We start from the raw sequence: 22,239 nt of genomic DNA, 5'->3' as shown, positions 1-22,239 counted from the left end.
GTTATGTTCACATAAATTGGTTGCCCATGAGCGCCCCCGACCGTCAACAGCGCATTGCCGCGCTGCGCGATACCATTGCCGATATCGAAAAGAAGCCGGCTCTGGCGGAGGCTTTCGCCCAGCCGGTGGTCGAGAGCTCCGGCTTTCCCGTTTTGGCCGGTGGGCTCAGCCAGGAAATCTTCACCGATGAACGTCGCCACGCTGGCGCCGTGCTGGGTTTTGCTCTGGGGCAGGCGCGCAGCCTTGTCACCCAGCGTCGTCCGGCCGTGATCTATCTGCAATTGAGCAAGGATGGTCAGGAAATGGGCCTGCCTTATGGACCGGGGCTGGTCAGTTTCGGCTTTAACCCCGATGCGCTGGTGCTGGTGCGGCCCGCCAATATGGCCGAGCTGCTCTGGGCGGCCGAAGAGGCGCTGGCCTGCAAGGCCGTCGCCGCCGTCGTAGCCGATATCGCCGAGCACCATAAAATCCTCGATTTCACCGCCAGCCGACGGCTGAACCTGCGCGCCAGCAGCACCGGCTGTTCGATCTACCTGCTGCGCTATGGCACCAGGCGCGAAGCCAGCGCCGCCCAATTGCGCTGGCGCCTGACCCCGACCCGCAGCGCCCGCAAACGCTTTGATCCTCTGGCGCCGGGTGCGCCCCGCTGGCGGGCCCAATTGGAAAAGGGAACACTCCTCAAACAGCAGACCGAATGGCTTCTGGGTTGGACACAAAATGGTTTCACCACACTCGATGCAGCACACCGGCTTGCTCCCCAAGCGCCGCTTTCTGGTGCTGTTCCTGCCCAGCTGGGCCACCGACTGCCTCAAACGGCGTGACCACGAGCTCAAGGGCCCGCTTGCGCTCTATGAGCGCATCAAGGGCGGGCTGCGGCTGGCCGCGCTCGACGCCGAGGCCGCGCGCATGGGCTTGCGGGTCGGCCAAAATCTGGCCGATGCCCGGGCCATGCTGCCGGGACTGACGGTCCGCGAAATCGACCGCCCGCTGCTCGAAGCCATTTTCGCCGACTTTGCCGACTGGCACTCCAATGCCAGCCCTTTGGTCGCCGTCATGCAGGACGTGACCGCCTTTGGCGATCTCGTGCTCGATATTACCGGCGTCGCGCATCTGTTTGGCGGCGAGCGTCCCATGCTGCGTCTGCTGCTGAGCCGGCTACGCGATCTCGGCTATACCGTGGCCGGTGCCATTGCCCCCACCATCGGCGCCGCCTGGGCGGTCAGCCATTTTGCCCGCAGCCAGGTGGTCGAAGCCGATGCCCTCGAGGCCATTCTGGACGCGCTTCCAGTCAATGCGCTGCGCCTCAGCGATAGCCAGTCCTCGGGCCTCATCCATATGGGTCTGCGGAGCATCGGGCAGATCCGGGGCCGCGATCGGAAGGCGCTGCAGGCCCGCTTCGGCGTCTCGCTGCTGGAGCGGCTTGATCAGGCCTATGGCCTGCTCGAAGAGCGCATGACGCCGCGCCTGCCTCTTGCCGAACGCTATGCCGAGCGCCGCTTTGCCGATCCCATCGGGTTGATGGATGACGTGCTGATGTGCGCGCAGGATCTGGCCGTGCAGCTCGGCCTGCGCCTCGAAACCGAAGGCTTGGGCGGGCAGACATTTCATCTGTTCCTCTACCGCGTTGACCACAAGGTCATGGCGCTATCGGTCAATTCGGCGCGCCTGACGCGCGATCCCCACCATATCGCCAAGCTGTTTTCCAACCGCTCCGAGCGGCTGGAGGGGGAATATGATCCCGGCTTCGGCATCGACATGATCCGACTGGCGGTGAGTTCAATCGGCGTTCTCGATGCGGCCCAGATGGGGGCTTTCAACACCGAGGACGGCATCGAAGATCTCGATCAGTTGCAGGATCGCATGAGCAGCCGGCTCGGCACGCTGGCCGTGTTGCGCACCCAGTTCGTGGCCAGCCACATTCCCGAGCGCGCCGTGCGGCTGGTGCCCGCTTTGGTGCATGAGCCCGCAGCGCCGCCACCGGTCGCCGAACTGACACGGCCGCTGCGCCTGCTGCCGGTTCCTGAACCGATTGCCATCAATGCCGAAGTGCCCGATGGCCTGCCGGCCTCGATGATCTGGCGGCGCGTTGCCTATCGTCTGCTCAAGGCTTCCGGTCCCGAACGGCTGGGCGCCGAATGGTGGCGCACCGGCCAGCGCCTGCAGCTGGTGCCGCCGCCCGTGCCCAAAAAGCCCGAACCCGGCGAGAAGCCGGAACCGCCGCCCCATATTCCCGACCTAGCCCTGTTCGATCCCGAGGCGATGACGCGGGATTATTATATGGCCGAGGATGGCGAAGGCCGCCGCTTCTGGATTTACCGGCAGGGCCTTGAGGGCGAAACACGCTGGTATCTGCACGGTTTTTTCGCATGAGCGAGATTGTCCATCTCCCGCAAACCCGCGCGGCGCGCCCGACCGCTCGTCCGCCGGTGCCGGGTTTTGCCGAGCTGGTCTCGACCACTAATTTCTCCTTCCTGCACAGTGGCTCTCACCCCGAGGAAATGGTGGCGGCGGCTATGCAGATGGGCCTCAAGGCTTTCGGCATAACCGACCGCAACAGCTTTGCTGGCGTGGTGCGCGGCTATGTCGTGGCGCGCGACAACAAGGCCGACTTCCCCGATTTTCGCTATCTGGTCGGAGTGCGCCTCTGCTTTGCTGATGGCACGCCCGATGTGATCGCCTATCCCACCAATCGCATTGCCTATGGCCGCTTGTGCAAGCTGCTGACCGTTGCCAACCAGCGTGGCGAAAAGGGCAAGCCCCTGCTGTATCTCAGCGACCTGTTCGGCGCGGGCGCTCCCTCGGAAACCGAGCTGGGTCCTCCCGAAAACTATGCGCAGGGACAACTTTTCATTCTCATCCCCGACGAAGCCGATTGGGGCCTGACCGAGCAGACCTTGGCCATCTTGGCCGAAAAAGCACCGGGCCGTATCTGGGTGGCTGGTTCGGTGCGGTTTGATGGGCAGGACCGCGCGCGTCTCAACCGGATCGATACGCTGGCCAAGCGCCATCGCGCCCACATGTTGGCGAGCAATGACGTGCGCTATCACGAACCGGACCGGCGCATGGTGCAGGACGTGGTCACCTGCATCCGCCAGCATGTGACGCTTGAAAATGCTGGCTTTGCGCTGGCCGCCAATGCCGAGCGGCATCTCAAACCTGCCACCGAGATGGCGCGCCTTTTTTCCGCTTTCCCCAATGCGATCCTTGAAACGCAGCGCTTTATCGCCCGCATCGAATTTTCGCTCGATCAGCTGAAATACAATTACCCGGAAGAGACCGTCGGCAATGGCGAAACCGCCCAGCAAACGCTGGAGCGGCTGGCCTGGGAGGGCGCGGCAAAGCGCTTCCCCAAAGGGGTGCCCAACAGCATCAAGAAGACGATTTGGACCGAGCTAAGCCTCATCGGTTACAAGGGCTATGCCGCCTATTTCCTGACCGTGCACGACATCGTTCATTATGCCCGCTACACGCTGAATATCCTCTGTCAGGGGCGGGGCTCGGCGGCCAATTCCACCGTCTGCTTCTGTCTTGAGATCACCGAGGTCAATCCGGAAAAAAGCACGCTGGTGTTTGGCCGCTTCATCTCCACCGAGCGCGACGAGCCGCCCGATATCGACGTCGATTTCGAGCATGAACGTCGCGAAGAGGTGATGCAGTATGTCTACAAGAAATACGGCGGCAAGCGCACCGGGCTGACCGCCAATGTGATCTCCTATCGCTCCAAAAGCGCCATCCGCGAAGCGGCCAAAGTGTTTGGCGTTTCCGACGACACCATCACCGCGCTCAATCAACTGCATTGGGGTTGGGGGTCCCGGCTCGATCTGGCCGACATGGCACCGATCGGGCTGAACCCCGATGACCCAACGCTGGCGCAGATGTTCGAGGTGGTCAAAGTGCTGCGCGGGTTTCCGCGCCATCTCAGCCAGCATGTCGGCGGTTTCGTCATCACTCGGGATTCGCTGGAAAGCCTGGTCCCCATCGGCAAGACGGCGATGGACAGCCGCACCATCATCGAATGGAACAAGGACGACATCGACGCGCTTGCCATCCTTAAGGTGGATATTCTGGCGCTGGGCATGTTGAGCTGTTTGCGGCGCGCTTTTGCCTTGATGGACAGCCACTATGACAAGCAGGTCAAGCTGGCCGATCTGCTCGATGAGGAAGACGAGCCAGACAAGCGTGCCCGCGTCTATGCGATGACCCATCGCGCCGACACGATCGGCGTGTTCCAGATCGAAAGCCGGGCACAGATGTCCATGCTGCCGCGCCTGCAGCCGCGGGAGTTTTATGATCTCGTCATCGAGGTTGCCATCGTCCGGCCCGGCCCCATTCAGGGCAATATGGTTCATCCTTATCTGAGGCGCCGGCAGGGGCTCGAAGAGGTCAAATACCCCAGCCCGGCGCTCAAGGCTGTGTTGCACCGCACCCTGGGCGTGCCGCTGTTTCAGGAACAGGCCATGCAGATCGCCATTGTCGGCGCCGGCTTTTCGGCAGGCAAGGCCGATCAATTGCGCCGCGCCATGGCCGCCTGGCGCCGCACCGGCAAGATCGAGCAATTCGCCGAGGACTTTATCGGCGGCATGATCGACAATGGCTATGAGCTCGAATTCGCCAAGCAAAGCTTCGCCCAGATCCAGGGCTTTGCCGAATATGGCTTTCCCGAAAGCCACGCCGCTAGCTTTGCCCTTCTGGTTTACGCCTCGTGCTGGCTCAAATGCCATTACCCCGATGTGTTCGCCTGCGCCCTGCTCAATAGTCAGCCCATGGGGTTTTATGCGCCCAGCCAGATCATCCGCGATGCCATCGAGCATGGCGTCGAGGTCCGGCCGGTCGATATCAATGCCTCGGAGATCGAACACTGCCTGGGCGAAGTCGACGCCATTCAGCCGCGTCGCGCCGGGGATCACGTCTGGTCCCAGCACAGCGAGATGCGGGAGGACATCTGGAGCGACAGGCCGCTTCAGCTCGGATTTGCGTCGGTCATCGGGCTGGGCAAAGCGGTTCAGCAACGCATCGTGGAACAGCGCGGGGCGGGTTATGACTCTGTGCGCGACCTCTGGCTGCGCACCCAGGTGCCGATCTCAGCGCTGGAAAAACTCGCCGAGGCCGATGCTTTTGCCTCGCTCGGTCTGTCCCGTCGTGAGGCACTCTGGGCTGTCAAAGGCCTGATCGGCACCCACGGTGCCGACACGCTGCCGCTGTTTGAGGCCTCCGGCTCAGTTCAGACCGAGACCGATATCGAAGCGGGCCTGCCCAAAATGCTGCCGGGCGAGGAGGTGATCCGCGATTACTCGACGCTCTCCTTCTCGCTCAAGGGCCATCCCCTGCAGTTCATCCGGCCCCGGCTTGATGCCCGCCGTGTCACCCGCTCGGATCAGTTGACCCGTGTGAGGCCGGGTAGCCGTATCGAGGTGGCCGGGCTGGTGCTGGTGCGCCAGCGGCCCGGCACCGCCAGCGGGGTGATCTTTGCCACGCTCGAGGACGAGACCGGCGTCGCCAATATCGTGATCTGGCCGAAGGTTTTTGAGGCCAACCGCAAGACTGTGCTGGGGGCGCGTATGCTGGCGGTGCGCGGGCAATTGCAGCGCGAAGGGCATGTGATCCATATCATCGCCGAACAGCTGACCGACATGACCGGGCACCTGCTTGATCTGGCGCATGGCCTCGATATTGGCGACCGCATTCTGGCGCGCGGCGATGAGGGCAAGTCAGGTCCACAACCCGAGCGCGACCGACAGGTGCATCTCGAAATCGAGCGTGCGCGGCGTGAGGCCTATACGGCGCTGCCGGGCGGGCGGAATTTTCACTAGGGCAGGATCACACCAGAATGGTGTCGATCGCCTTGGCCAGCTCGACATCCCGCACGCTGAGTCCACCCGCATCGTGCGTCGATAGCGTGATGGTGACACTGTTATAGCTATTGGACCAATCGGGGTGATGCCCGGATTTTTCCGCAACCAGCGCCACGCGACTCATGAAGCCAAAAGCCTCAGAGAAGTCCTTGAACTTGAACACGTGGTGGATGGCGTCCTTGGCCTCGTCATAGACCCAGCCGTTTAACCGTTTGAGGGCCGCCTCACGCTGCTTTGCCGTCAGCTTATCAACCATGTCCACACCACTTCCATCCGCTCGCTTTGACTCGCGCTCCACCATGACAACGATTCTGGACAATTTTGGCTGCGTGTCGGGGCAACACGGCCATTTATGTAAAATTTACCTTTGCCGCATAATTGCGAGCGCCCCGCGCTGGGACAGGCGCTCGGCAAGATGCTCTTAATGCATCTGTGGTCTTCTGGGACATATGAGGTCCCTTATGCCGGGCACTGCCCTATTTATTCTGCCCCTCCGGCAGCGCCCCGACGAGTGTGCACGCCAACCGGTTTGTTGGCGGGAGCCCTGTCGGCCCTACATGATCGGAACGGGGCCAACATGATCTTCGAGGCTGCGCACAAGATCCTGCCCCCTGTCGACTATGTCGCCATGATCCGCTCGCTTTATGCGGATCGGCGCTCCATGTTGTTCGGGGCTTTTGGTTCCGCGCTCGCCGCAGCGGTGGCTGCCCATGAAGCCGATTCCGGCATTCTCTGGGTTATTGCCGGGCTGTTCATTCTGGTGGGCCTGGCCCGCCATGTAGACATGGTCGCCTTTGAAGCCGTTGATATCGGGGATACCGATGTGAACCAGGCGCTCCATTGGGAAATGCGCGCCACGCTGGGCGCCGCCGCTATTGCCGCCATCTATGGCATCTGGTGCCTGCTCAGCTTCTGGATCGTTGACGATACCTTTGCCGAACTGACGGCAGCCTCGGTTTCCGTCTCGGTTCTGGTGGGCGTGTCGCAGCGCAATTTTGCTGTCGACCGGCTGATGACCATTCAGGTGCTGCTGATCGCCGTCCCGATGGCCGCCGGTTTGCTGCTGGTCGGCAATATCTATTATGCGCTGCTGACCCTGCTGCTGCTGCCGTTCTTTGCCAGCCTGCGCCGGATTTCCCGCAATGCCCGCAATGTGCTGCTGCGTGCCGTGCGTGGCCGCATGTCGGCATCCGCGCTTGCCACCCAGCTCGATACGGCGCTCGCCACGCTCGAACACGGGCTTTTGCTCCTCGACAGCGAAGGCGAAATCGAAGTCACCAATGCGCGGGCGCTCGACGCGTTCGAGCTCCCCGATTCCGGCGTCTGGATCGGCCATCCGGTCGAGGCGCTGTTTGGTGTTGCCGTCGACAATGGCTCCATGCCGGCGCAGGCCCAGAGCCAGCTGCTGTCCCTGATCGCCGCACGCTCCAACGGCAAGGTGCTGCTGATCGTGCGGCCGGGCAAATATTACGAGGTCACGGTGTCCTCGCGCCAGAACAAGACGGCGCTGCTGTTCGAAAATATCTCCGAGCGCATCGTGGCCGAGGAGCGCATCAACTATATGGCGCGCTATGACGCGCTGACCGGGCTGCCCAACCGCAGTTATTTTGCCGAGCAGGTGGAAGCCGCGTTGCGGGAGCAGCAGGAAGCCGGACGCACCGGCCCCGTGGCGCTTTGGGTGATCGACGTCGACGACTTCAAGCATGTCAACGACACGATGGGTCATATTGCCGGCGATCAGCTGCTCGCCGAAATCGGTCGGCGTCTGCCGGAGGCTTTTGGTCCTCAGACCATCTGCGCCCGCCTTGGCGGCGACGAATTCGTCGCCTTCCGCAGTGATGGCGCGCCTCCTGAAGAGCTCGATCAGCTGGCCCAGCGCGTGCTCAACAGTCTGCGCAGCAGCTTCGCCGTGCCGGGGCACCAGTTCGCCATTGATGTCAGTATCGGCATGGTGATTTCCGATCAGCCCCGAGACACGCTCGACAGCCTGATGGTCAAGGCGGACCTGGCGATCTATGCCGCCAAGAGCGATGGCAAGGGTCAGGTTGTGCGCTTCCATGACAGCATGGACACCGAATACCACAAGCGCCAGCAGCTCAAGCTTGACCTCAAGGAAGCCATTGCGACCGGGGCGCTGGCCATGGCCTATCAGGCCATCGTCGATCCGCGCGAAAACCGCATCGTGGGCTGCGAGGCGCTGGCGCGCTGGAACCACCCGACCTTTGGCGCCATCTCGCCGGCGACCTTCATTCCCATCGCCGAGGAAACCGGCCTTATCACCGATCTGACGCGCAGCGTTCTGGCCATGGCCACCCGCGATTGCCGCCAGTGGCCCGACGAAACCCGGGTTGCGGTCAATATTTCGGCGCGCGATTTCCGCGCCTGCAATGTCGAGGATGTGGTGGTTCAGGCGCTCGAGGCTTCGGGGCTGGCGCCGCATCGTCTCGAGATCGAAGTGACTGAAACCGCGCTGATCGAGGAGCGGGATGCGGCGACCCTGGCGCTCTCGGCCCTGTGCAAACGCGGCATCGGCGTGGCGCTGGACGACTTTGGTACTGGCTATTCCTCGCTGAGCTATCTGATGGCGCTGCCGCTCACCAAGCTCAAGATCGATCGCAGCTTTGTGGCTGATATCGAGACCGATCCGCAGGCGCTCAAGCTGGTCGCCAACGTGGCTCAACTCGGCAAGGATCTTGACCTCAAGATCACCGTGGAAGGCGTTGAGACCGAGACCCAGCTCAACCTTCTGGTGGCCGAAACCCGCATCGATCAGGTGCAGGGTTTTGTCTATGGACCGCCGCTGAATTTCGAAGCCATGAGCCGCCTGCTGGAGGCCCATCACCGCAAGGCGGGACATTTGCCAAACCGGCGTCGGCACTCAAGTCACTGAGTCCTTGATGAAAATTAACCTTATTTCTTAAGTATAATTTCCCAGAAGCCTTCTTTTAGGGTTAATAAATTGTTAACGTAAAAGTTCAAATTGTATCTTTTGCGGCGACACATCCATGCTTATCGACTCCGACAGTGCGGCTGCCGCAAGGGCAGGAACGCCCTCGCGTTTTTCTGGTGCCTTGCTCGATATTCTCGACAAGGTCAGTTATGCCCGGGTCGATCCCGGCGTCATCGATGATCCAATCTACAAGCTCCGTTACCGCGCCTATACGCGCGAGGGGTTCATGGATCACAACCCCGAAGAAATCTGCGTCGACGATCTCGATAACGCCCCCAATGGCATGAGCTTCGGCATCTATATCGATGGCGAACTGGTCAGCTCGATCCGTCTGCACATTCTAAGCGCCGAGCACCGCAACTCACCCAGCATGAAGGTCTTTCCTGATGTGCTGGGGCCCATGATTGATCAGGGGATGACCTTCATCGATCCAAGCCGCTTCACCGCCGACCACGAAGCCTCGCTGGCCTATCCGGCCATGCCGTTTCTGACCCTGCGCATTGCCGCCATGGCCTCGGTGCAGTTCAACGCCAATCAGTGCCTTGCGCTGGTTCGCCCGGAACACGGTGCCTTCTACAAGCGCGTCTTTGGCTCGGAGCCGCTCAGTGATGTGCGCAGCTATCCGGGCCTGCACTTCCCGGTGACGCTGTTCGGCGCGACGGTCGAATCGATCCGCGCGCGCGTGGCAGAGCGGTTCCCGTTTTTCCTGTCCACTGCCGAAGAGCGCGACCACCTGTTCTCCCAGACCGTGCAGCAATCAGCCAATCTGCCGGTCAAGGCTTCGGCGCGCACCGCGTATGATCGTGCCCGCAATGCCCTCGAAGTGGCTGTGAGCAACGTCTGAGGTTTAGGGCAGGGCGTCCGCGCCCTCTCCTACAGACACATACTGCCAAAGGTGACGGGGGCAAAAACCAGTACCCCCGCCGCGAAGGCAGCGCGGTTGGCCCAGAGGGCGGCCGTTGAAAGACTTGTAGTGGCCCCTCTATCCCGCGACCGTTGCAGCGCCAGCCACGCCAAGGGCAGCAGGCTGGCCAGATATGCGGCAATCAGGATCAGGCGGTGGTGGCTCCAGTCATAGGCGCAGCCCAGCGCCTGAAGCACGTAAAGCAGGACGAAGGCGAGCGACCAGAGCGTGAAGCCAGCGACGAGCAGGATGAGCGATCTCTTATCCAGCGGCGTCATGGGATCTGCCCCATCATTGCCAGCAACAGGCTCAGGCCCAGCGCCAGACAGGTCGCGCCAGCGGCATAGCCGTTCCACAGCCAGGCCAAGATGCATTCGGTCTGCCGCCGCGCCGAGAGATATCCCTGATGCAGGCGCAAGAGGGCATGAAAGGCCATCAGGGCGGCCAGGCCACAATGCAGTGCGGCATAACCCAGCACCACGAAGATCACAGCCTGCCGAGCGTGTTCGGTCGGCTGCGGCACCCAGACCATCAACCCGACCAGCAGGCCGAGGGCAACCAACTGCCCCAGCCCGGCCAGCGCCAGCGGCACACCCGCCGAGTTGCCCGCCGTATTGGCCCGTCGCGCCATCCAGCAGCAGAGCGCACTGAGGCTGGCCGCAAGCACGGCGACAACGGCCAACCAAATCGGCAGATCGAGTGGCGCTATCCCCTGCCAGTTGGGCGCCACCACCAGCAAAAACAGGCCCCCGAACAGCAGGGACGAGAACAGCGTGCCGTTCATTACCAGGGCGGCGCGATTGGCCAGAATGCTGACATTGCTGGTGCACTCGACGTCCAGCACAGCCGTCTCCCCCATGCCGATGGACACCGGGCCAAAATCCTTTTTCTGCCCCAGGGTGGTTGGCCAGAGTAAAAACAAGACCAAGGTGAGCAGCGCACCAAAGGGCGTCAGCCCATAAAGCCCAAACAGCAGGGCGAGAAAGAAGCTGGCGGTCGCGAGGGCGGTCCACAGCGGCAAAAAGGTGCGGCGCGGAAGGATGATGACGTGCTCGGGCGCGCCGGTTGTCATCTCGACGCCCATGGTTTCCTGATCGCCATTGCGTGCAAACCCCAGATAGCCCGAACCGCCCGCCAGCACGGGGCCGATCTTGGCCGGTTCGAGCTGGTCGGCGCGCCGGTCGATGCGCGGGATGGCGGCGAAATTGTAGCTGGGCGGTGGCGTTGCGGTCGCCCATTCCAGCGTCTGGGCACTCCAGGGATCGCGACGGAAAAAGCGCCCGAAGCGAAACTGCAGCACCATGTCGGCAAGGACGAGGGCAAAGCCCATGGTGAGAATGAAGCCGCCGACGGAGGACAACAGGTTGAGCCAGTCCCAGCCCCAATTGGAGGGATAGGTGGAGATGCGGCGCGGCATGCCCATCAGGCCGGTCAGGTGCATCAGGAAGAACGTCAGGTTGAAGCCGATGAAGATCAGCCAGAAGGCGGGAATGGACAGCCGGTAAAGGCTCTGCCGCCCCGAGATGTGGGGCATCCAGTGATAGATGCCGGCGAGCATGGGAAACACGAAACCGCCGACCAGCACATAGTGCAGATGCGCCACGACAAAATAGGTGTCATGGGCCTGCGTGTTGAACGGCACCATGGCCAGCATGACCCCGGTTAGCCCGCCAATGACGAAGACGAAAAAGAAGCCGAACACGTAAAGCATCGGAATGTCCCAGCGCGGACGGCCCGAGGCTAAGGTGCCCAGCCAGGCAAAGATCTGCACCGCGGTGGGAATGGCAACCAGCGCGCTTGCCGCCGAGAAAAAGGCCAGCGCCAGGTGCGGAATGCCCACGGTGAACATGTGGTGCACCCAGAGGCCGAAACTCAGAAAGCCCATGGCGACAATGGCGGCAATGATGGCGCGGTAACCCAGGATCGGCCGCTGCGCGAACACCGGTATGATCGTCGACAGTGCTCCGGCCGCGGGCAGGAAGATGATGTAGACCTCCGGGTGCCCGAACAGCCAGAACAGGTGCTGCCAGAGCAGAGGGTCACCACCCCGCGTCGGATCAAAGAACGGCAGCTCGAACGCCCGCTCCAGTTCAAGCAGGATGGAGCCCAGGATCAGTGGCGGAAAGCCGATGATCATCATTCCGGAGGTCACCAGCATATACCAGCCCATCAGCGGCATGCGGGTCAGCGACATGCCGGGCGCGCGCATCTTGAGGATCGAAACAAAGATTTCGATGGCTGCCGTCACCGCCGAGATTTCGACAAAGGTGATGCCGAGCAGCCAGACATCGGCATTGATGCCGGGCGTATAGGGCTTGGACGATAGCGGGGTGTACATGAACCAGCCGCCATTGGGCGCTACCCCGGCCAGCATGGCCCCGATCAGGATCAGGCCGCCGAACAGGTAACACCAGAACCCGTAGGCGGTGAGGCGGGGAAATGCCATGTCGCGTGCGCCCAGCATTTTGGGCAGCATATAGATGACGAAGCCCTCGAACATGGGAATGGCGAACAGAAACATCATCACCGTGCCATGCATGGTGAAAATCTGGTTGTAGAGTTCGGGACCGATAAAGGCGCTGTTCGGCGTCGCCAATTGCGCCCGGATCAGCATGGACAGCAGTCCGCCAATGGCGAAGAAGCACAGCGCCACCACCATGAAGCGCTTGCCCAGCACCGTGTGATTGACGCTGGAGAGGCGATGGATGCCCGGCGGCGTCCGCCAGATCCGGTCGAGTTCCTTGTGTAGACGAAGGGGAGTTGGCGTCTGGCTCATTGGGCTGCCCCTGGGATCAAGCGCGCGTAGTCGTCCGGCAAATGGGCCTCGACGCGAAAGAACATGGTGTCGTGGCCCTCGCCGCAATATTCGGCGCACTGGCCCCAATAGGTGCCGGGCTTGTCGGCCTGGAGACGGATCGTGTTGGTATGCCCGGGAATGGCATCGATCTTGCCGCCCAGCCGGGGCACCCAGAAGGCGTGAATGACGTCGCCCGCCGTCACCACGATATCAACCGGCTCGCCCGCCGGGATATGCAGGACGTCGTCAGCCATCGGCGCGCCGCCCGGATAGGTGAAGGTCCAGTGCCAGCGTTCGGCATGGGCCTCGATCCGGACGGGCGCATTGCCATGCGGCAGCAATTGCTCGCCCAGAACCAGCGCCGTGCCGGTCAGCAGCACCAGGATCGGCATGGGCAGGATCAATCCGCCCCCCACGATCCACTGCGCCGGCGAGAGGCGTTCCAGCCATTCCCGCCGCAGATAGGTGATGGCAAAGAGCGCCATGACCAGCGCAAACAGCGCTGCCGCACCCCAGAACATCACCCACCAGAGCGTGGCCAGATTGGCGGCGCGTGGCCCTGCCGGGTCAAGCGTTGACAGTTCGCCGCTGCAACCGCTCAGCAGCAGTGGCGTTGCTGTCAGAGCAAGTGTTCTGAAAATGGGGGGTAGTGGATGACCGACACGTCGAACGACAGCGAAAAAATCGCCGGCCAGCTGGAGGAAAGCCAGGAGGTGGCGCCAGATCACCCTAACCCGCATATTCGCGATGTTGCCGCGCAGGATATCTCCTCGAGCATTGCGGTGGCGGGCCATCCTATCCACGCCATGCTGGTGCATTTCCCGATCGCCTTCGTCATCGCCACGTTGGGCGTGGATATTTTCTATTGGTGGAATGGCGACAGGTTCTGGCTCGAAGTGGGCAAGTGGTCCGCAGGCGCAGCCTTCATTTTCGGCGTGCTGGCGGCCGTAGTGGGCACGCTCGAATTGCTCGCGGTGCCCGGCATCCGCGCGCGCGTCGCCAGTTGGAACCATGCCATTGCGGCGATGGTGCTGCTGGCCATTGCCGGTTGCAATGCCGGGCTGCGGCTCTATTGGCCAGACATGGTGCTGCCCAGCGGGCTGATGCTCTCGGTTCTCGCCAGTCTTGCAACGGCCTTTGCCGGATGGCATGGCGGCAAACTCGTGTTTGATCACGGCGTGGGCCTCCTCATTTCGCCCCGTCAATGATCTGCTCGGCGATCTTTGACAGCGCCCCCGGCGCGAAAACCTCGGCAAGCGGGCCCGGCCAATCCAGCCGGGGCTTGCCGAGGACCAGTGTCAGAATGACGGTGATGACGATTGCGGTCAGGGTGACCACCACAGCCTGCCGCCAGGCGGGATAAGTATGCCCCGGCTCAAACAGGCGCAGAATGACAAGGCCGGAAAAGATGTGAATGCCGGTCATCATGGCTACAGCCAGAAGCTTGGCCGAGAACCAGTTTCCATAAGTGCTCATCAGAAAGATCAGCACCGTGCCCGAGCCAATGGCGACAAAGGCAGCGGGGGAAATGATGGCCACATAGAAGTGGCGCGTAAAGGCGTGGAGCTTGAACAGCGCCTCGTCCTCCAGCCCCTTGCGCTGATGGTAGAGGAAGGGCAGGGCAAGCAGCCCCCCGGCCCACAGCGTGATGGCGGCGACGTGGATGAACTTGAACCAGGTGACGATCATTTTGTCGTCTCCGGGCCCTGCCGCAGGGCATCCATCAACCGCCACAGCACCAGCGCGAGCAGCGGCAGATTGGCCGGAACCCACATGATCAGCCCCGCCAGCTGCTGATCGTCGAGCGGCGACATACCAAAGGCCAGGGTGGTGGAAAAATGCGGCAGGTAAAGCGCTGCGGGCGCAAACACCAAAAGCGCGCCAAGCAGTCCCATCTGGATTGCGCTTGAAAGCGCCGCGATTCCGGCGGCCGTGGGCATGCCGCGCATCAGGCCCAGCCACAGCCAGGTAAAGCTGGCCAGCAGACTAAACTGCATCAGCCAATAGAGGGCCGGATGGGCAAAGCTGGCCGCGTAGAGATCTGGGCTATGCCAGAGCCAGAAGGCCGCGGTGGAGATAACCAGCGCCGGCATGAGGCGCAGCTGACGCCCCCACAGAGTGGGCAGTGCCAGCGCCAGAAGCGGCGCCACGACCATGGTCAGCGCGACATGGTGGCCAACGCGCGCGGCGAAAAAGCTGACCGTCAGGGCGCAGAGCGGCGAGACGAAAAGGACCACCGAAATCGTCCAGGCGGCACCGAAGCTCACTTGCTGCAGGCGCTCGGATGTGCGCAGCGACAGATAGCCCAGGCCCGCCAGGACCAGCAGCCCGACGAGCAGAAACGGCTCGAAGTTCCAGCGCGACCAAATTTCACCGGGCACAACCGGGGGGCCGCAATAGCTCATGTCGAAGGAAAAGCCCGACGCGTTGTTCATGTCCTGTCACTGCCCCCGAGTTCGATATTGTCCCCTTCGGTCCGCCGCCCCGCCTGGTGCGGGACGGCGGTGTTCACAGTCTTGCCTCAGGGGCCGCCGGGCAGGGCATAGGCGATGAAGTAATCGCCGATGGGCGTTTCCATGAAGTCGTGCCCACCCGCATTGATGACCACGATCTGGCGTCCCTGCACTTCGTAGGTCATGGGGGTCGCCTGGCCACCGGCAGGCAATTCGACCTGCCAGACTTCCTCGCCGGTCTCGATGTCGATGGCGCGCAGGATGTCGTCGGTCGCAGCGGCGATGAAGAACAGGCCGGATGCCGTCACGAAGCCCCCGCCATTATTGGGGGTGCCGATATCGAGGGGCAGCATGGTTGGAATGCCGAAGGGCCCATTCTTGCGCGCAGAGCCAAAGGGACGATCCCACAGCACTTCACGCGTATTGAGGTCGATGGCGGCGATGCCACCATAGGGCGGCTGGGTGCACAGCATGCCGGTAAACGGCACGCGCCAGCCTGCATTGACCCGGATGCCGTAGGGCGACAGCGCCTGCGGCGCGATGCTGCCATGTGACCCCGAGCCAGCCGATGGATCATGATCGGGATCGGTGATCGGCAGAATGCCCATGGCATCCACCTCTTCGCGCGGCACCAGCTGATTGTAGTTGGGCATGTTGTTGTAATTGGCAATCATGATGCCCTTGATCGGGTCGATCGCCACGCCACCCCAGTCGGTGCCGCCATTATAGCCTGGGAATTGAATCCACGGTTTGTCGACGGTGGGCGGGGTATAGACCCCGTCATAATGCGCCTGACGGAACTGGATCCGGCACCAGAGCTGGTCGAGCGGCGTCGCTCCCCACATCTGGGCCTCGGTAATGTCCGGCTTGATGAGATTGGGGAAGTCGGTGACGAAGGGCTGGGTGGGCGACAACCGCTCGGGCTCAACTCCACCCTGTGGCGCAGGCCGCTCCTCGATCGTCACCAGCGGCTCGCCGGTTTGGCGGTTGAAGATGTAAAACTGCGCCTGCTTGGACGGCATGATGATGGCGGGCACTGGCCCGTCTGCCGTGGGGAAATCCACCAGCGTGCCCTGGCCACCGAGATCGTAATCCCAGACGTCATAGTGGACGGTCTGGTAGTGCCAGACTACGGTGCCGGTCTCGACATCAAGCGCGACGATGGCGGTGGAATAGGTGTTTTCTGCCTCCGAGCGGTCGCCGCCCCAGTAGTCGACGGCCGAGTTGCCCATGGGCAGGTAGACCATGCCGAGCGCGTCATCACCCGAGGCAATGGTCCACACGTTCGGCGTGCCTGGCGTATAGATTTCGCCCTCGGGTGGGAGCCCTGTCTCACCCGGGCGGCCCATATCCCAGGCCCATTGCATATCCCCGGTCACCGCATTGTAGCCGCGGATGACGCCTGATGGTGCCTCGCGGGTCTGGCCATCACTGACCTGGCTGCCCACAACCAGCACGTCGCGCACCAAGGTTGGGGGCGACGTCGGCGCGTAAAAGCCCGGTGCGCTCTCGCCGATCCCTTCCATCAGATTGACGATGCCGCCATTGCCAAAGCCCGGGCAAAGCTGGCCGGTCTGGGTGTCCAGCGCAATCATGCGCGCATCATGGGTGAGGTTGACCACCCGCGCCGCACAGAGCTGGTTCCGATCGGCACCGGGGTCTTCAAAATAGACGAGGCCACGGCACGATGCGTTGTAACCGATCGCATCGGTCGAAACCTGGGGATCAAAGGTCCAGAATTCCGTACCGGTCGCCGCGTTGAGCGCGCTGATCTTGTTGAGGGCCGAGCAAAGGTAGAGGCGTTCGCCAACCTTGACCGGGGTGTTCTGGTTGCCAAAGGCTTCATCACCCTCCGGCAGGTCACCCGTGCGGAACTCCCAGATCTTTTCGAGATTGCCGATATTGTCCTTGGTGATCTGATTGAGCGGCGAGTAGCGCAGGGCGTGGTTGGTGCCGCCATAGGCGGGCCAATCCACGCCGGTGTCGATGGTGACATGGTTTGGCGCGGATGGCGGTGGCACGGCGGCCGGTGAGGCGCCCCCTTCCGTGGCAGGCTCGCTCGGCTGCGTCATGTCCGCATCCTGCGCGTGGGCCCGCTCGACCCCGTTCTGCGCCACTCCGAACAGGCCGATGGCGCCCGCAAGGGCAACCAGGGTGGCCATGCCGCGTCCGCTCAATCGTGTGTGTGTACGACGCAGCCATGGCAACGTCGTCAGTACCAGCACCATGATGACTGTGGGCGCCAGAAGGCGTGGCAGCTGCGCCCAGCCATCGAGTCCCGCTTCCCAAAACGCCCAGATTAGGGTGCCAATATAGGTGGCGAGGTAGACCCAGAGGGCGTTGATGTTGCGCCGAACCAGCAGATAGGCCGTCAGTAGCAGACCAATCCCCGCCGGCAGGTAATACCACGAGCCGCCCAGGGCAATCAGATAGAGCCCGCCACCGGCTATCGGCACGCCGAAAACAATGAGCAGCACGGCAATCAGGACCAGCCACCAATAGCCTCCACGGCGCGATTGGTCTTGTCGGGTGGTCCAGTCTAACATGGTGCTCTCCTCGTGCTCTCTTGAAGCGAACGCGAGTGTCACTTGATGGTTCCGGTATTATCGCCGCGAATTGGGCGCGGGGCCGGATCAGCACTGCAAATCCACCCGGACTGTGCAGATTATGGTTTGCGGTTACTTGGTGTTTTTGCTTGCGCTGAAACACGTAATTGCTTGAAGGCGCAAGTAGTCGACGTGCGGCTCATGAATGACTGCAAGAAAACGTGCTATATTGAGAGGAGGCGCGTCTGCAACCGAAATTTCTTATCCGGCGTCGGCAAGGCACGACAAAACCCGCCCTTTCAAAGGGCCGAACCAGATTGCGTCTTGGAGGAGGAAATGGTGCCGCATAGGTGACTCGAACACCTGACCCCATCATTACGAATGATGTGCTCTACCAACTGAGCTAATGCGGCAACGGATCGCCTTTTACGTTGGGTTTTCTGCCGGTGCAAGAGGCAACGGTGCCTCTATTGGCAAATGCATTGCCGCAGGCTGGGTTGGGCGGCTGGTGACGGTCATCGGCACCTTCCACTCAAACGCATCGAGCTTACCCGTCACCGGCGAAATCGGCTCCCATTCGTCGCTCACCAGGCCATCAGCGGTCCAGGCCGGATCACGCGGCGCCCGCACGGCGCGGGCCAGCCATTCGCGGGCCTTGCCTTGGTCGCCGGTTTCACCCTCTTCAATTTCGGCCATCAGGCTGGCCACGCCCTGCGTGGCATCGACGCCGGCGAATGGCGCCAGCGCCTTGCGCGCCAGGGGCCAGTCATAGGCATCAATGGCCGCGCGCGCCAAAGCCATCGCAGCGGCACGATGGGGTGGGGGCACCTCGATGATTTCGCCAAGCCGCTTGAGGCGATCGACGGCGGAGGCACCGGGCTGGGCATTGGCGTAGAGCGCGGCAATGTCGGGGTGTCCGGTGGCGCGCCAGATGCGCCGCAACAGGCTCATCGCCTTGCGAGTTTCGCCCCGGTTGATGTGAATACGTGCCGCGATCAGCGCGGCGGGTACGAAATCGGGCAGAAGCTTGAGCGCGGTCAAGGCGTGGTCAAGCGCCACCAGCGGGTTGCTGGTTTCCTGCTCCCGCGCGCGGGCCGTTTCGATCACTGCCTGGCGGCGACGTTTGCGGGCGCGGTCTTCACGGCTGCTTGCCTGTTCGACATTGACCATTGCGACGGCCTCGGCCCATTGGCCACGGCGTACCAGATCATCAAACACCGCATCGGCGGCCCAGCCGCTGCTGGGCGCCAGCGCCAGCGCCTTGCGGGCAAAAGTCAGCGCGGATTCCGGACGATTTTGGGCGCGCGCCTGATCGTAGAGGCCGGTGAGGGCCGCAATGGCGGTTTTCTCGCTGGCGATCAGCGCGCGATAATGCTCGCGGGCAGCGGGCATATCCCCCAGTGCCAGATCGGCGCGGGCCTCGAGCAGGCGTGCCGCAGCATTGCTGGGCAGTCGCGCCTGAGCGTCGCGCGCCAGGGAGCGGGCACGGGCCGCGTCGCCGGCCTGCAGGGCGATGATTGCGTCGGACAGGGCTTCGACCCCCTGTTCACGCCGCCGTTCACGACCCCGGCGCGCCATGGCGCGCGGGGCGGCCAGAATGCGGCGGATAATGGCCCAGACTACGATCACCACAATGGCGATCAGGATGAAAATGAACACCGCCGTGCCGAGGCGCGGCTGCATGCGATAGCCGCCCACTTCGAGCGACAATGTGCCGGGCAGCGAGATCATCCACGCTGCCAGCGCCGCGACGACGAGACTTCCGACGATCCACAGCGCGAGGCGGATCATTGTGCGGCCTCGCGCGACAGCGCCCTGGCGCGGACGTCATCGAGGAACTGGGAGGCCTCGGCCTGTGCCGCGACCAGTGCAGGCACATCTTCGGCTGCCGCTACCATTGGTGGGGGCAGCTTGGTGATCAACGTGTTTGCCGTGACGAAGTCGCGTCGGGACATGGCGCCTTCCAGCCGCGACATCACCGCATCGGGGCCATCGCCGTCTATCTCACCGGTGGGCCGCAGTGCGACCGCGGAGGCGAGCCAGTCGAGCGCGCCGTCCTGCCATTGTGCATCCGGGTTGGCCGGACGCCCCGCCAGCATATTGGGCAGCACGGCATCGAACCGGCGCGCAATCGCATCGGGGCGCGCCAGGCCTGTAGTGGCACTATTGGCAATGGCGGTGGGCACAGCTGCATCGGGTGACGCGGCACGCAGGGCGGCAAGTTCGGTGGCATAGGGCCGACCATTGGCAAAGGCGGTTTCGAGCCCAGAGAGAATCAGCGGCAATTGCAGCACCGCGCCGATATCGCTGGGCTGACTGGCCAGCGCCGCCGAGGTCTGGGTCACGCTCGTATCCAGCGTGCGCAAACCGGCTTCGGCGGTGCCGACACGGGCTGCAACTTCATCAATCCGGGAGCCCAGGGCCGCCAGGTCGGTACGGAGCGAATCAAGTGCTGCAGTATCGGTCGACGCTGAAGGCGCCGCGGGCAGGGCGTTGATGCGCGCCGTGAGCGCTGCAATGTCGGCCTCGAGCGCGCTGGAATCGACAGCATTTGTCTCAACCGCGGGGGCTGCGGTTTCGCCAGCCGTTTCCAGCGATGCGATGCGCTGGTTGAGGGCCGACAATTCAGATTGGGTCGTTTCGGTCACCGTCTTCAACTCCGGAACGGCACTGGCGAGCTGGGCGACACGCGGATCGGTCGCCGGGGTCGGTGCAGGGGGCGCAGGCCAAAGCCCCGCCAATGCCAATCCATAGGCTGCAACCAGACCCAGCACGCCCCCGCCAATCGCTGCCACATAGGGCGCGCTGCGAGCTGGCGCAGCGGCGACCGGGGCAACGGGCGTTGCGGGTTTGGCACTTTCGCTGGGCTTGGCCGGTTCGGCCGGCTTGGGCTTGGCTGTGGTCGCGGCAGCAGGCGTATCCGCCTTTTTGGCCTCGCTCTCGGCCGGGCGGGCCTTGAGGTCGAGCACAGGCGGTTTAACCGGACCGCTCTTGGCCTCGTGGGGGTTGGAATCGCTGCCCTTGTTGTCCGCCATGTGCAGTAAATCCTCTATTGGAGGCCGATCATGACCCAGTTTGCTCGCGGGCAAAAGCCAAAGCGAGCGACATCATCGCATCTTCATCGGGCCAGTCGGCCAGACTGATTCGGTTGAAATGATTGGCCAGCAGGGGCTCGGCGACCGCTTCGCTCATGCACAGCATGGCCAGTGCGCTGCGGCGTGACTGATCCAGCGTCGCCGTCAGGCCCGCAAAAATTTCCGCCGTGCGGCGCGAATAGACCAGCACCGAACCGATGGCGCCGCTGGCGAGATCGGCCAACACCGTCTCTGGCATGGAATCAGCGGCCACCATTTCATAGACCTTCGACGTCGCGACCATGACGCCAAACGGCGCTATGGCCTTGGCCAGGTCGGCGCTCTGGTGTTTGGCGGCGGGATAAAACAGCGGCCCCTTGAGACCGGAAATGCCAATGGCGTTGACCAGATCCTGAAAGGCCCCAGCGGCGCTGCTGACGCGCACAAAGCCTGCGTCTTCGGCCTCGCCCTTGGTCCGGTCGCCCACGGCAAACACCGGCAGGTGAGCGTAGTCGGCGACAACGCCGCGATCGACGAGCGAGCGCACCGCGTTGGCTGATGTCAGCACCACGGCCTGAAAACCATTGGCCGGGGGCAGGCTCACGTCGAGTGTTTCACGCACCATCAGCGGCGCGATATCGGCCACGATATCGAGCGCCGTCAGGCGCGCCAGCGTCGATTGCGCATCGGGCTCGGGCCGGGTGACCAGCATGCGGCTCATAGAGCGGCCCACTGTGCCAGCCACTCGGTGCCGGCCTGCGCGATCAGATCATCACCGACCTGCTTGCCCACAACAACCGGATCGGTGCCGCTGGCGATGCTGTCGAACACGGTCTTGCCATCGAGGCTGAGGATCTGCCCCTTCAGCGTCACGGTGCCATTGTCGAGGCGGCTGAGCGTGCCCACCGGCGTGCGGCAGGAGCCGTCGAGCACAGCCAGCATGGCGCGCTCGGCTGTTATGGTCAGATGGGTGGGGGCGTGGTTGAGCCCGGCCACCAGCTGCGCGGTTTTGCTGTCATTGCTGCGCACGGCAATGCCGATGGCACCCTGTGCCGGGGCCGGCATGAAAATCTCGGGATCGAGCAGGGCGGTGGCGCGATGGCCTTCGCCGAGACGGTTGAGGCCGGCCATGGCCAGCATGGTGCCGTCGGCGACGTCGTCGAGCAGCTTTTGCAGCCGCGTGCCGACATTGCCACGGAACGGCACGATGGTCAGATCCGGGCGGACCCGCAAAACCTGCGCCGCACGGCGAATGGAGGAGGTGCCAAACCGGCCGCGCTCGGGAAGCTGATCAAGGCTGGCCACCTTTACCGACATGAAGGCGTCGCGCACATCTTCGCGCTCGAGAAAGCCGACGAGCTCGATGCCATCGGGCAGGCGCGTCGCTACGTCCTTGGACGAGTGCACGCCAATATCGATGCGGCCATCGAGCATGGCGTCGTCGATTTCCTTGGTGAACAGGCCCTTGCCGCCGATCTCGATCAGGCTGGCATTGCTGGCCTGGCTGCGGTCCCCGCCGGTCGAAATCACCTCAATGGCGATGTCATCCTCGCTGACACCATGGGCTGCGCTGAGCAGCTTGCGCACAAGGCGCGCCTGGGTCAGCGCCAGCGGGCTGCCGCGTGTTCCGATCCGGGTGAATGGTGCTGGCGATTGCAATGTG

The 22,239-nt window shown here is 63.1% G+C and carries 17 protein-coding genes and 1 tRNA gene; 6 read left to right on the top strand and 12 right to left on the bottom strand.

Going from position 1 to position 22,239, the window contains the following annotated elements:
• Positions 1–26: 26 nt before the first annotated feature.
• From WH87_RS19210 to WH87_RS18120, 3 genes are read left to right on the top strand one after another with little or no spacing between them, the layout of a single operon-like run.
• Positions 27–821, top strand: a complete 795-nt coding sequence (locus tag WH87_RS19210; RefSeq protein WP_052726505.1) for a hypothetical protein — start codon at positions 27–29, stop codon at positions 819–821.
• Positions 718–2,370, top strand: a complete 1,653-nt coding sequence (locus tag WH87_RS18125; RefSeq protein ID WP_156458292.1) for a Y-family DNA polymerase — start codon at positions 718–720, stop codon at positions 2,368–2,370. Before WH87_RS19210 ends, WH87_RS18125 begins: the two co-directional genes overlap by 104 nt.
• Positions 2,367–5,810 (top strand): error-prone DNA polymerase, encoded by a 3,444-nt coding sequence (locus WH87_RS18120; RefSeq protein WP_082092789.1) that lies wholly within the window; start codon positions 2,367–2,369, stop codon positions 5,808–5,810. Before WH87_RS18125 ends, WH87_RS18120 begins: the two co-directional genes overlap by 4 nt.
• Before the next feature lie 7 nt (positions 5,811–5,817).
• Here the strand turns inward: WH87_RS18120 and WH87_RS18115 are convergent, their stop codons facing one another.
• Positions 5,818–6,108 carry a 4a-hydroxytetrahydrobiopterin dehydratase gene (locus tag WH87_RS18115; protein ID WP_046139881.1) on the bottom strand — a complete coding sequence of 97 codons (291 nt, stop codon included), beginning with the start codon at positions 6,106–6,108 and terminating at the stop codon, positions 5,818–5,820.
• A 321-nt stretch (positions 6,109–6,429) separates the two neighbouring features.
• Between WH87_RS18115 and WH87_RS18110 the strand changes: the two genes are divergently transcribed.
• Together WH87_RS18110 and WH87_RS18105 are read left to right on the top strand one after the other, a co-directional pair.
• Entirely contained in the window at positions 6,430–8,742 is a 2,313-nt protein-coding gene (locus WH87_RS18110) for a putative bifunctional diguanylate cyclase/phosphodiesterase (RefSeq protein ID WP_052726507.1), read from the top strand.
• 115 nt (positions 8,743–8,857) lie between these two features.
• A complete protein-coding gene (locus WH87_RS18105) occupies positions 8,858–9,646 on the top strand; it encodes an N-acyl amino acid synthase FeeM domain-containing protein (RefSeq protein WP_046139626.1) in 789 nt (262 codons plus the stop codon).
• A gap of 29 nt (positions 9,647–9,675) precedes the next feature.
• On the opposite strand, the gene WH87_RS18100 is transcribed toward WH87_RS18105, so the two are convergent.
• The 3 genes from WH87_RS18100 to coxB are packed head-to-tail and all read right to left on the bottom strand — an operon-like array spanning position 9,676 to position 13,024.
• Positions 9,676–9,984, bottom strand: a complete 309-nt coding sequence (locus WH87_RS18100; protein WP_046139627.1) for a hypothetical protein — start codon at positions 9,982–9,984, stop codon at positions 9,676–9,678.
• Positions 9,981–12,482 carry a cytochrome c oxidase subunit I gene (ctaD, locus tag WH87_RS18095; RefSeq protein ID WP_046139628.1) on the bottom strand — a complete coding sequence of 834 codons (2,502 nt, stop codon included), beginning with the start codon at positions 12,480–12,482 and terminating at the stop codon, positions 9,981–9,983. The genes WH87_RS18100 and ctaD overlap by 4 nt, the downstream gene beginning before the upstream one ends.
• On the bottom strand, positions 12,479–13,024 hold the full coding sequence (coxB, locus tag WH87_RS18090; protein ID WP_245622487.1) for a cytochrome c oxidase subunit II: 546 nt from the start codon (positions 13,022–13,024) through the stop codon (positions 12,479–12,481). Before coxB ends, ctaD begins: the two co-directional genes overlap by 4 nt.
• Positions 13,025–13,156: 132 nt before the next feature.
• Between coxB and WH87_RS18085 the strand changes: the two genes are divergently transcribed.
• The gene (locus WH87_RS18085; protein WP_082092801.1) at positions 13,157–13,711 is read left to right on the top strand and encodes a DUF2231 domain-containing protein; all 555 of its coding nucleotides are present in this window, start codon (positions 13,157–13,159) and stop codon (positions 13,709–13,711) included.
• Here WH87_RS18085 and WH87_RS18080 read toward each other — a convergent pair.
• The 8 genes from WH87_RS18080 to hemC all read right to left on the bottom strand — a co-directional run bounded on the left by WH87_RS18080 (position 13,692) and on the right by hemC (position 22,235).
• Positions 13,692–14,192 carry a CopD family protein gene (locus tag WH87_RS18080; RefSeq protein ID WP_082092787.1) on the bottom strand — a complete coding sequence of 167 codons (501 nt, stop codon included), beginning with the start codon at positions 14,190–14,192 and terminating at the stop codon, positions 13,692–13,694. The genes WH87_RS18085 and WH87_RS18080 overlap by 20 nt on opposite strands.
• On the bottom strand, positions 14,189–14,938 hold the full coding sequence (locus WH87_RS18075; RefSeq protein WP_052726508.1) for a cytochrome c oxidase assembly protein: 750 nt from the start codon (positions 14,936–14,938) through the stop codon (positions 14,189–14,191). The genes WH87_RS18080 and WH87_RS18075 overlap by 4 nt, the downstream gene beginning before the upstream one ends.
• A gap of 86 nt (positions 14,939–15,024) precedes the next feature.
• A complete protein-coding gene (locus WH87_RS18070) occupies positions 15,025–17,502 on the bottom strand; it encodes a membrane-bound PQQ-dependent dehydrogenase, glucose/quinate/shikimate family (protein WP_046139629.1) in 2,478 nt (825 codons plus the stop codon).
• A 337-nt stretch (positions 17,503–17,839) separates the two neighbouring features.
• Positions 17,840–17,915 (bottom strand) — tRNA-Thr (locus tag WH87_RS18065).
• A 13-nt stretch (positions 17,916–17,928) separates the two neighbouring features.
• Positions 17,929–19,293, bottom strand: a complete 1,365-nt coding sequence (locus WH87_RS18060) for a heme biosynthesis protein HemY (protein WP_052726509.1) — start codon at positions 19,291–19,293, stop codon at positions 17,929–17,931.
• On the bottom strand, positions 19,290–20,537 hold the full coding sequence (locus WH87_RS18055) for a COG4223 family protein (RefSeq protein WP_046139630.1): 1,248 nt from the start codon (positions 20,535–20,537) through the stop codon (positions 19,290–19,292). The genes WH87_RS18060 and WH87_RS18055 overlap by 4 nt, the downstream gene beginning before the upstream one ends.
• A gap of 28 nt (positions 20,538–20,565) precedes the next feature.
• Entirely contained in the window at positions 20,566–21,297 is a 732-nt protein-coding gene (locus tag WH87_RS18050) for a uroporphyrinogen-III synthase (RefSeq protein ID WP_046173288.1), read from the bottom strand.
• Complete coding sequence (gene hemC, locus WH87_RS18045; protein WP_046139632.1) at positions 21,294–22,235, bottom strand: hydroxymethylbilane synthase; 942 nt, start codon at positions 22,233–22,235, stop codon at positions 21,294–21,296. The genes WH87_RS18050 and hemC overlap by 4 nt, the downstream gene beginning before the upstream one ends.
• Between the last annotated feature and the right edge of the window lie 4 nt (positions 22,236–22,239).

It is taken from the genome of Devosia epidermidihirudinis (assembly GCF_000971295.1).
In the GTDB taxonomy this organism is placed as follows: domain Bacteria; phylum Pseudomonadota; class Alphaproteobacteria; order Rhizobiales; family Devosiaceae; genus Devosia; species Devosia epidermidihirudinis.
Note: the sequence above shows the minus strand (reverse complement) of the source record. Positions and strands in the feature narration are given on the sequence as shown.

Bases quoted from the DNA above. Each gene is read 5' to 3' on its own strand.
- WH87_RS18100 (WP_046139627.1), bottom strand. From the start codon at position 9,984: ATGACGCCGCTGGATAAGAGATCGCTCATCCTGCTCGTCGCTGGCTTC.
- WH87_RS18110 (WP_052726507.1), top strand. From the start codon at position 6,430: ATGATCTTCGAGGCTGCGCACAAGATCCTGCCCCCTGTCGACTATGTC.
- WH87_RS19210 (WP_052726505.1), top strand. From the start codon at position 27: ATGAGCGCCCCCGACCGTCAACAGCGCATTGCCGCGCTGCGCGATACC.
- WH87_RS18055 (WP_046139630.1), bottom strand. From the start codon at position 20,537: ATGGCGGACAACAAGGGCAGCGATTCCAACCCCCACGAGGCCAAGAGC.
- WH87_RS18060 (WP_052726509.1), bottom strand. From the start codon at position 19,293: ATGATCCGCCTCGCGCTGTGGATCGTCGGAAGTCTCGTCGTCGCGGCG.
- ctaD (WP_046139628.1), bottom strand. From the start codon at position 12,482: ATGAGCCAGACGCCAACTCCCCTTCGTCTACACAAGGAACTCGACCGG.
- WH87_RS18070 (WP_046139629.1), bottom strand. From the start codon at position 17,502: ATGTTAGACTGGACCACCCGACAAGACCAATCGCGCCGTGGAGGCTAT.
- coxB (WP_245622487.1), bottom strand. From the start codon at position 13,024: ATGTTCTGGGGTGCGGCAGCGCTGTTTGCGCTGGTCATGGCGCTCTTT.
- WH87_RS18120 (WP_082092789.1), top strand. From the start codon at position 2,367: ATGAGCGAGATTGTCCATCTCCCGCAAACCCGCGCGGCGCGCCCGACC.
- WH87_RS18050 (WP_046173288.1), bottom strand. From the start codon at position 21,297: ATGAGCCGCATGCTGGTCACCCGGCCCGAGCCCGATGCGCAATCGACG.
- WH87_RS18075 (WP_052726508.1), bottom strand. From the start codon at position 14,938: ATGAACAACGCGTCGGGCTTTTCCTTCGACATGAGCTATTGCGGCCCC.
- WH87_RS18115 (WP_046139881.1), bottom strand. From the start codon at position 6,108: ATGGTTGATAAGCTGACGGCAAAGCAGCGTGAGGCGGCCCTCAAACGG.
- WH87_RS18085 (WP_082092801.1), top strand. From the start codon at position 13,157: ATGACCGACACGTCGAACGACAGCGAAAAAATCGCCGGCCAGCTGGAG.
- WH87_RS18080 (WP_082092787.1), bottom strand. From the start codon at position 14,192: ATGATCGTCACCTGGTTCAAGTTCATCCACGTCGCCGCCATCACGCTG.
- WH87_RS18105 (WP_046139626.1), top strand. From the start codon at position 8,858: ATGCTTATCGACTCCGACAGTGCGGCTGCCGCAAGGGCAGGAACGCCC.
- WH87_RS18125 (WP_156458292.1), top strand. From the start codon at position 718: ATGGTTTCACCACACTCGATGCAGCACACCGGCTTGCTCCCCAAGCGC.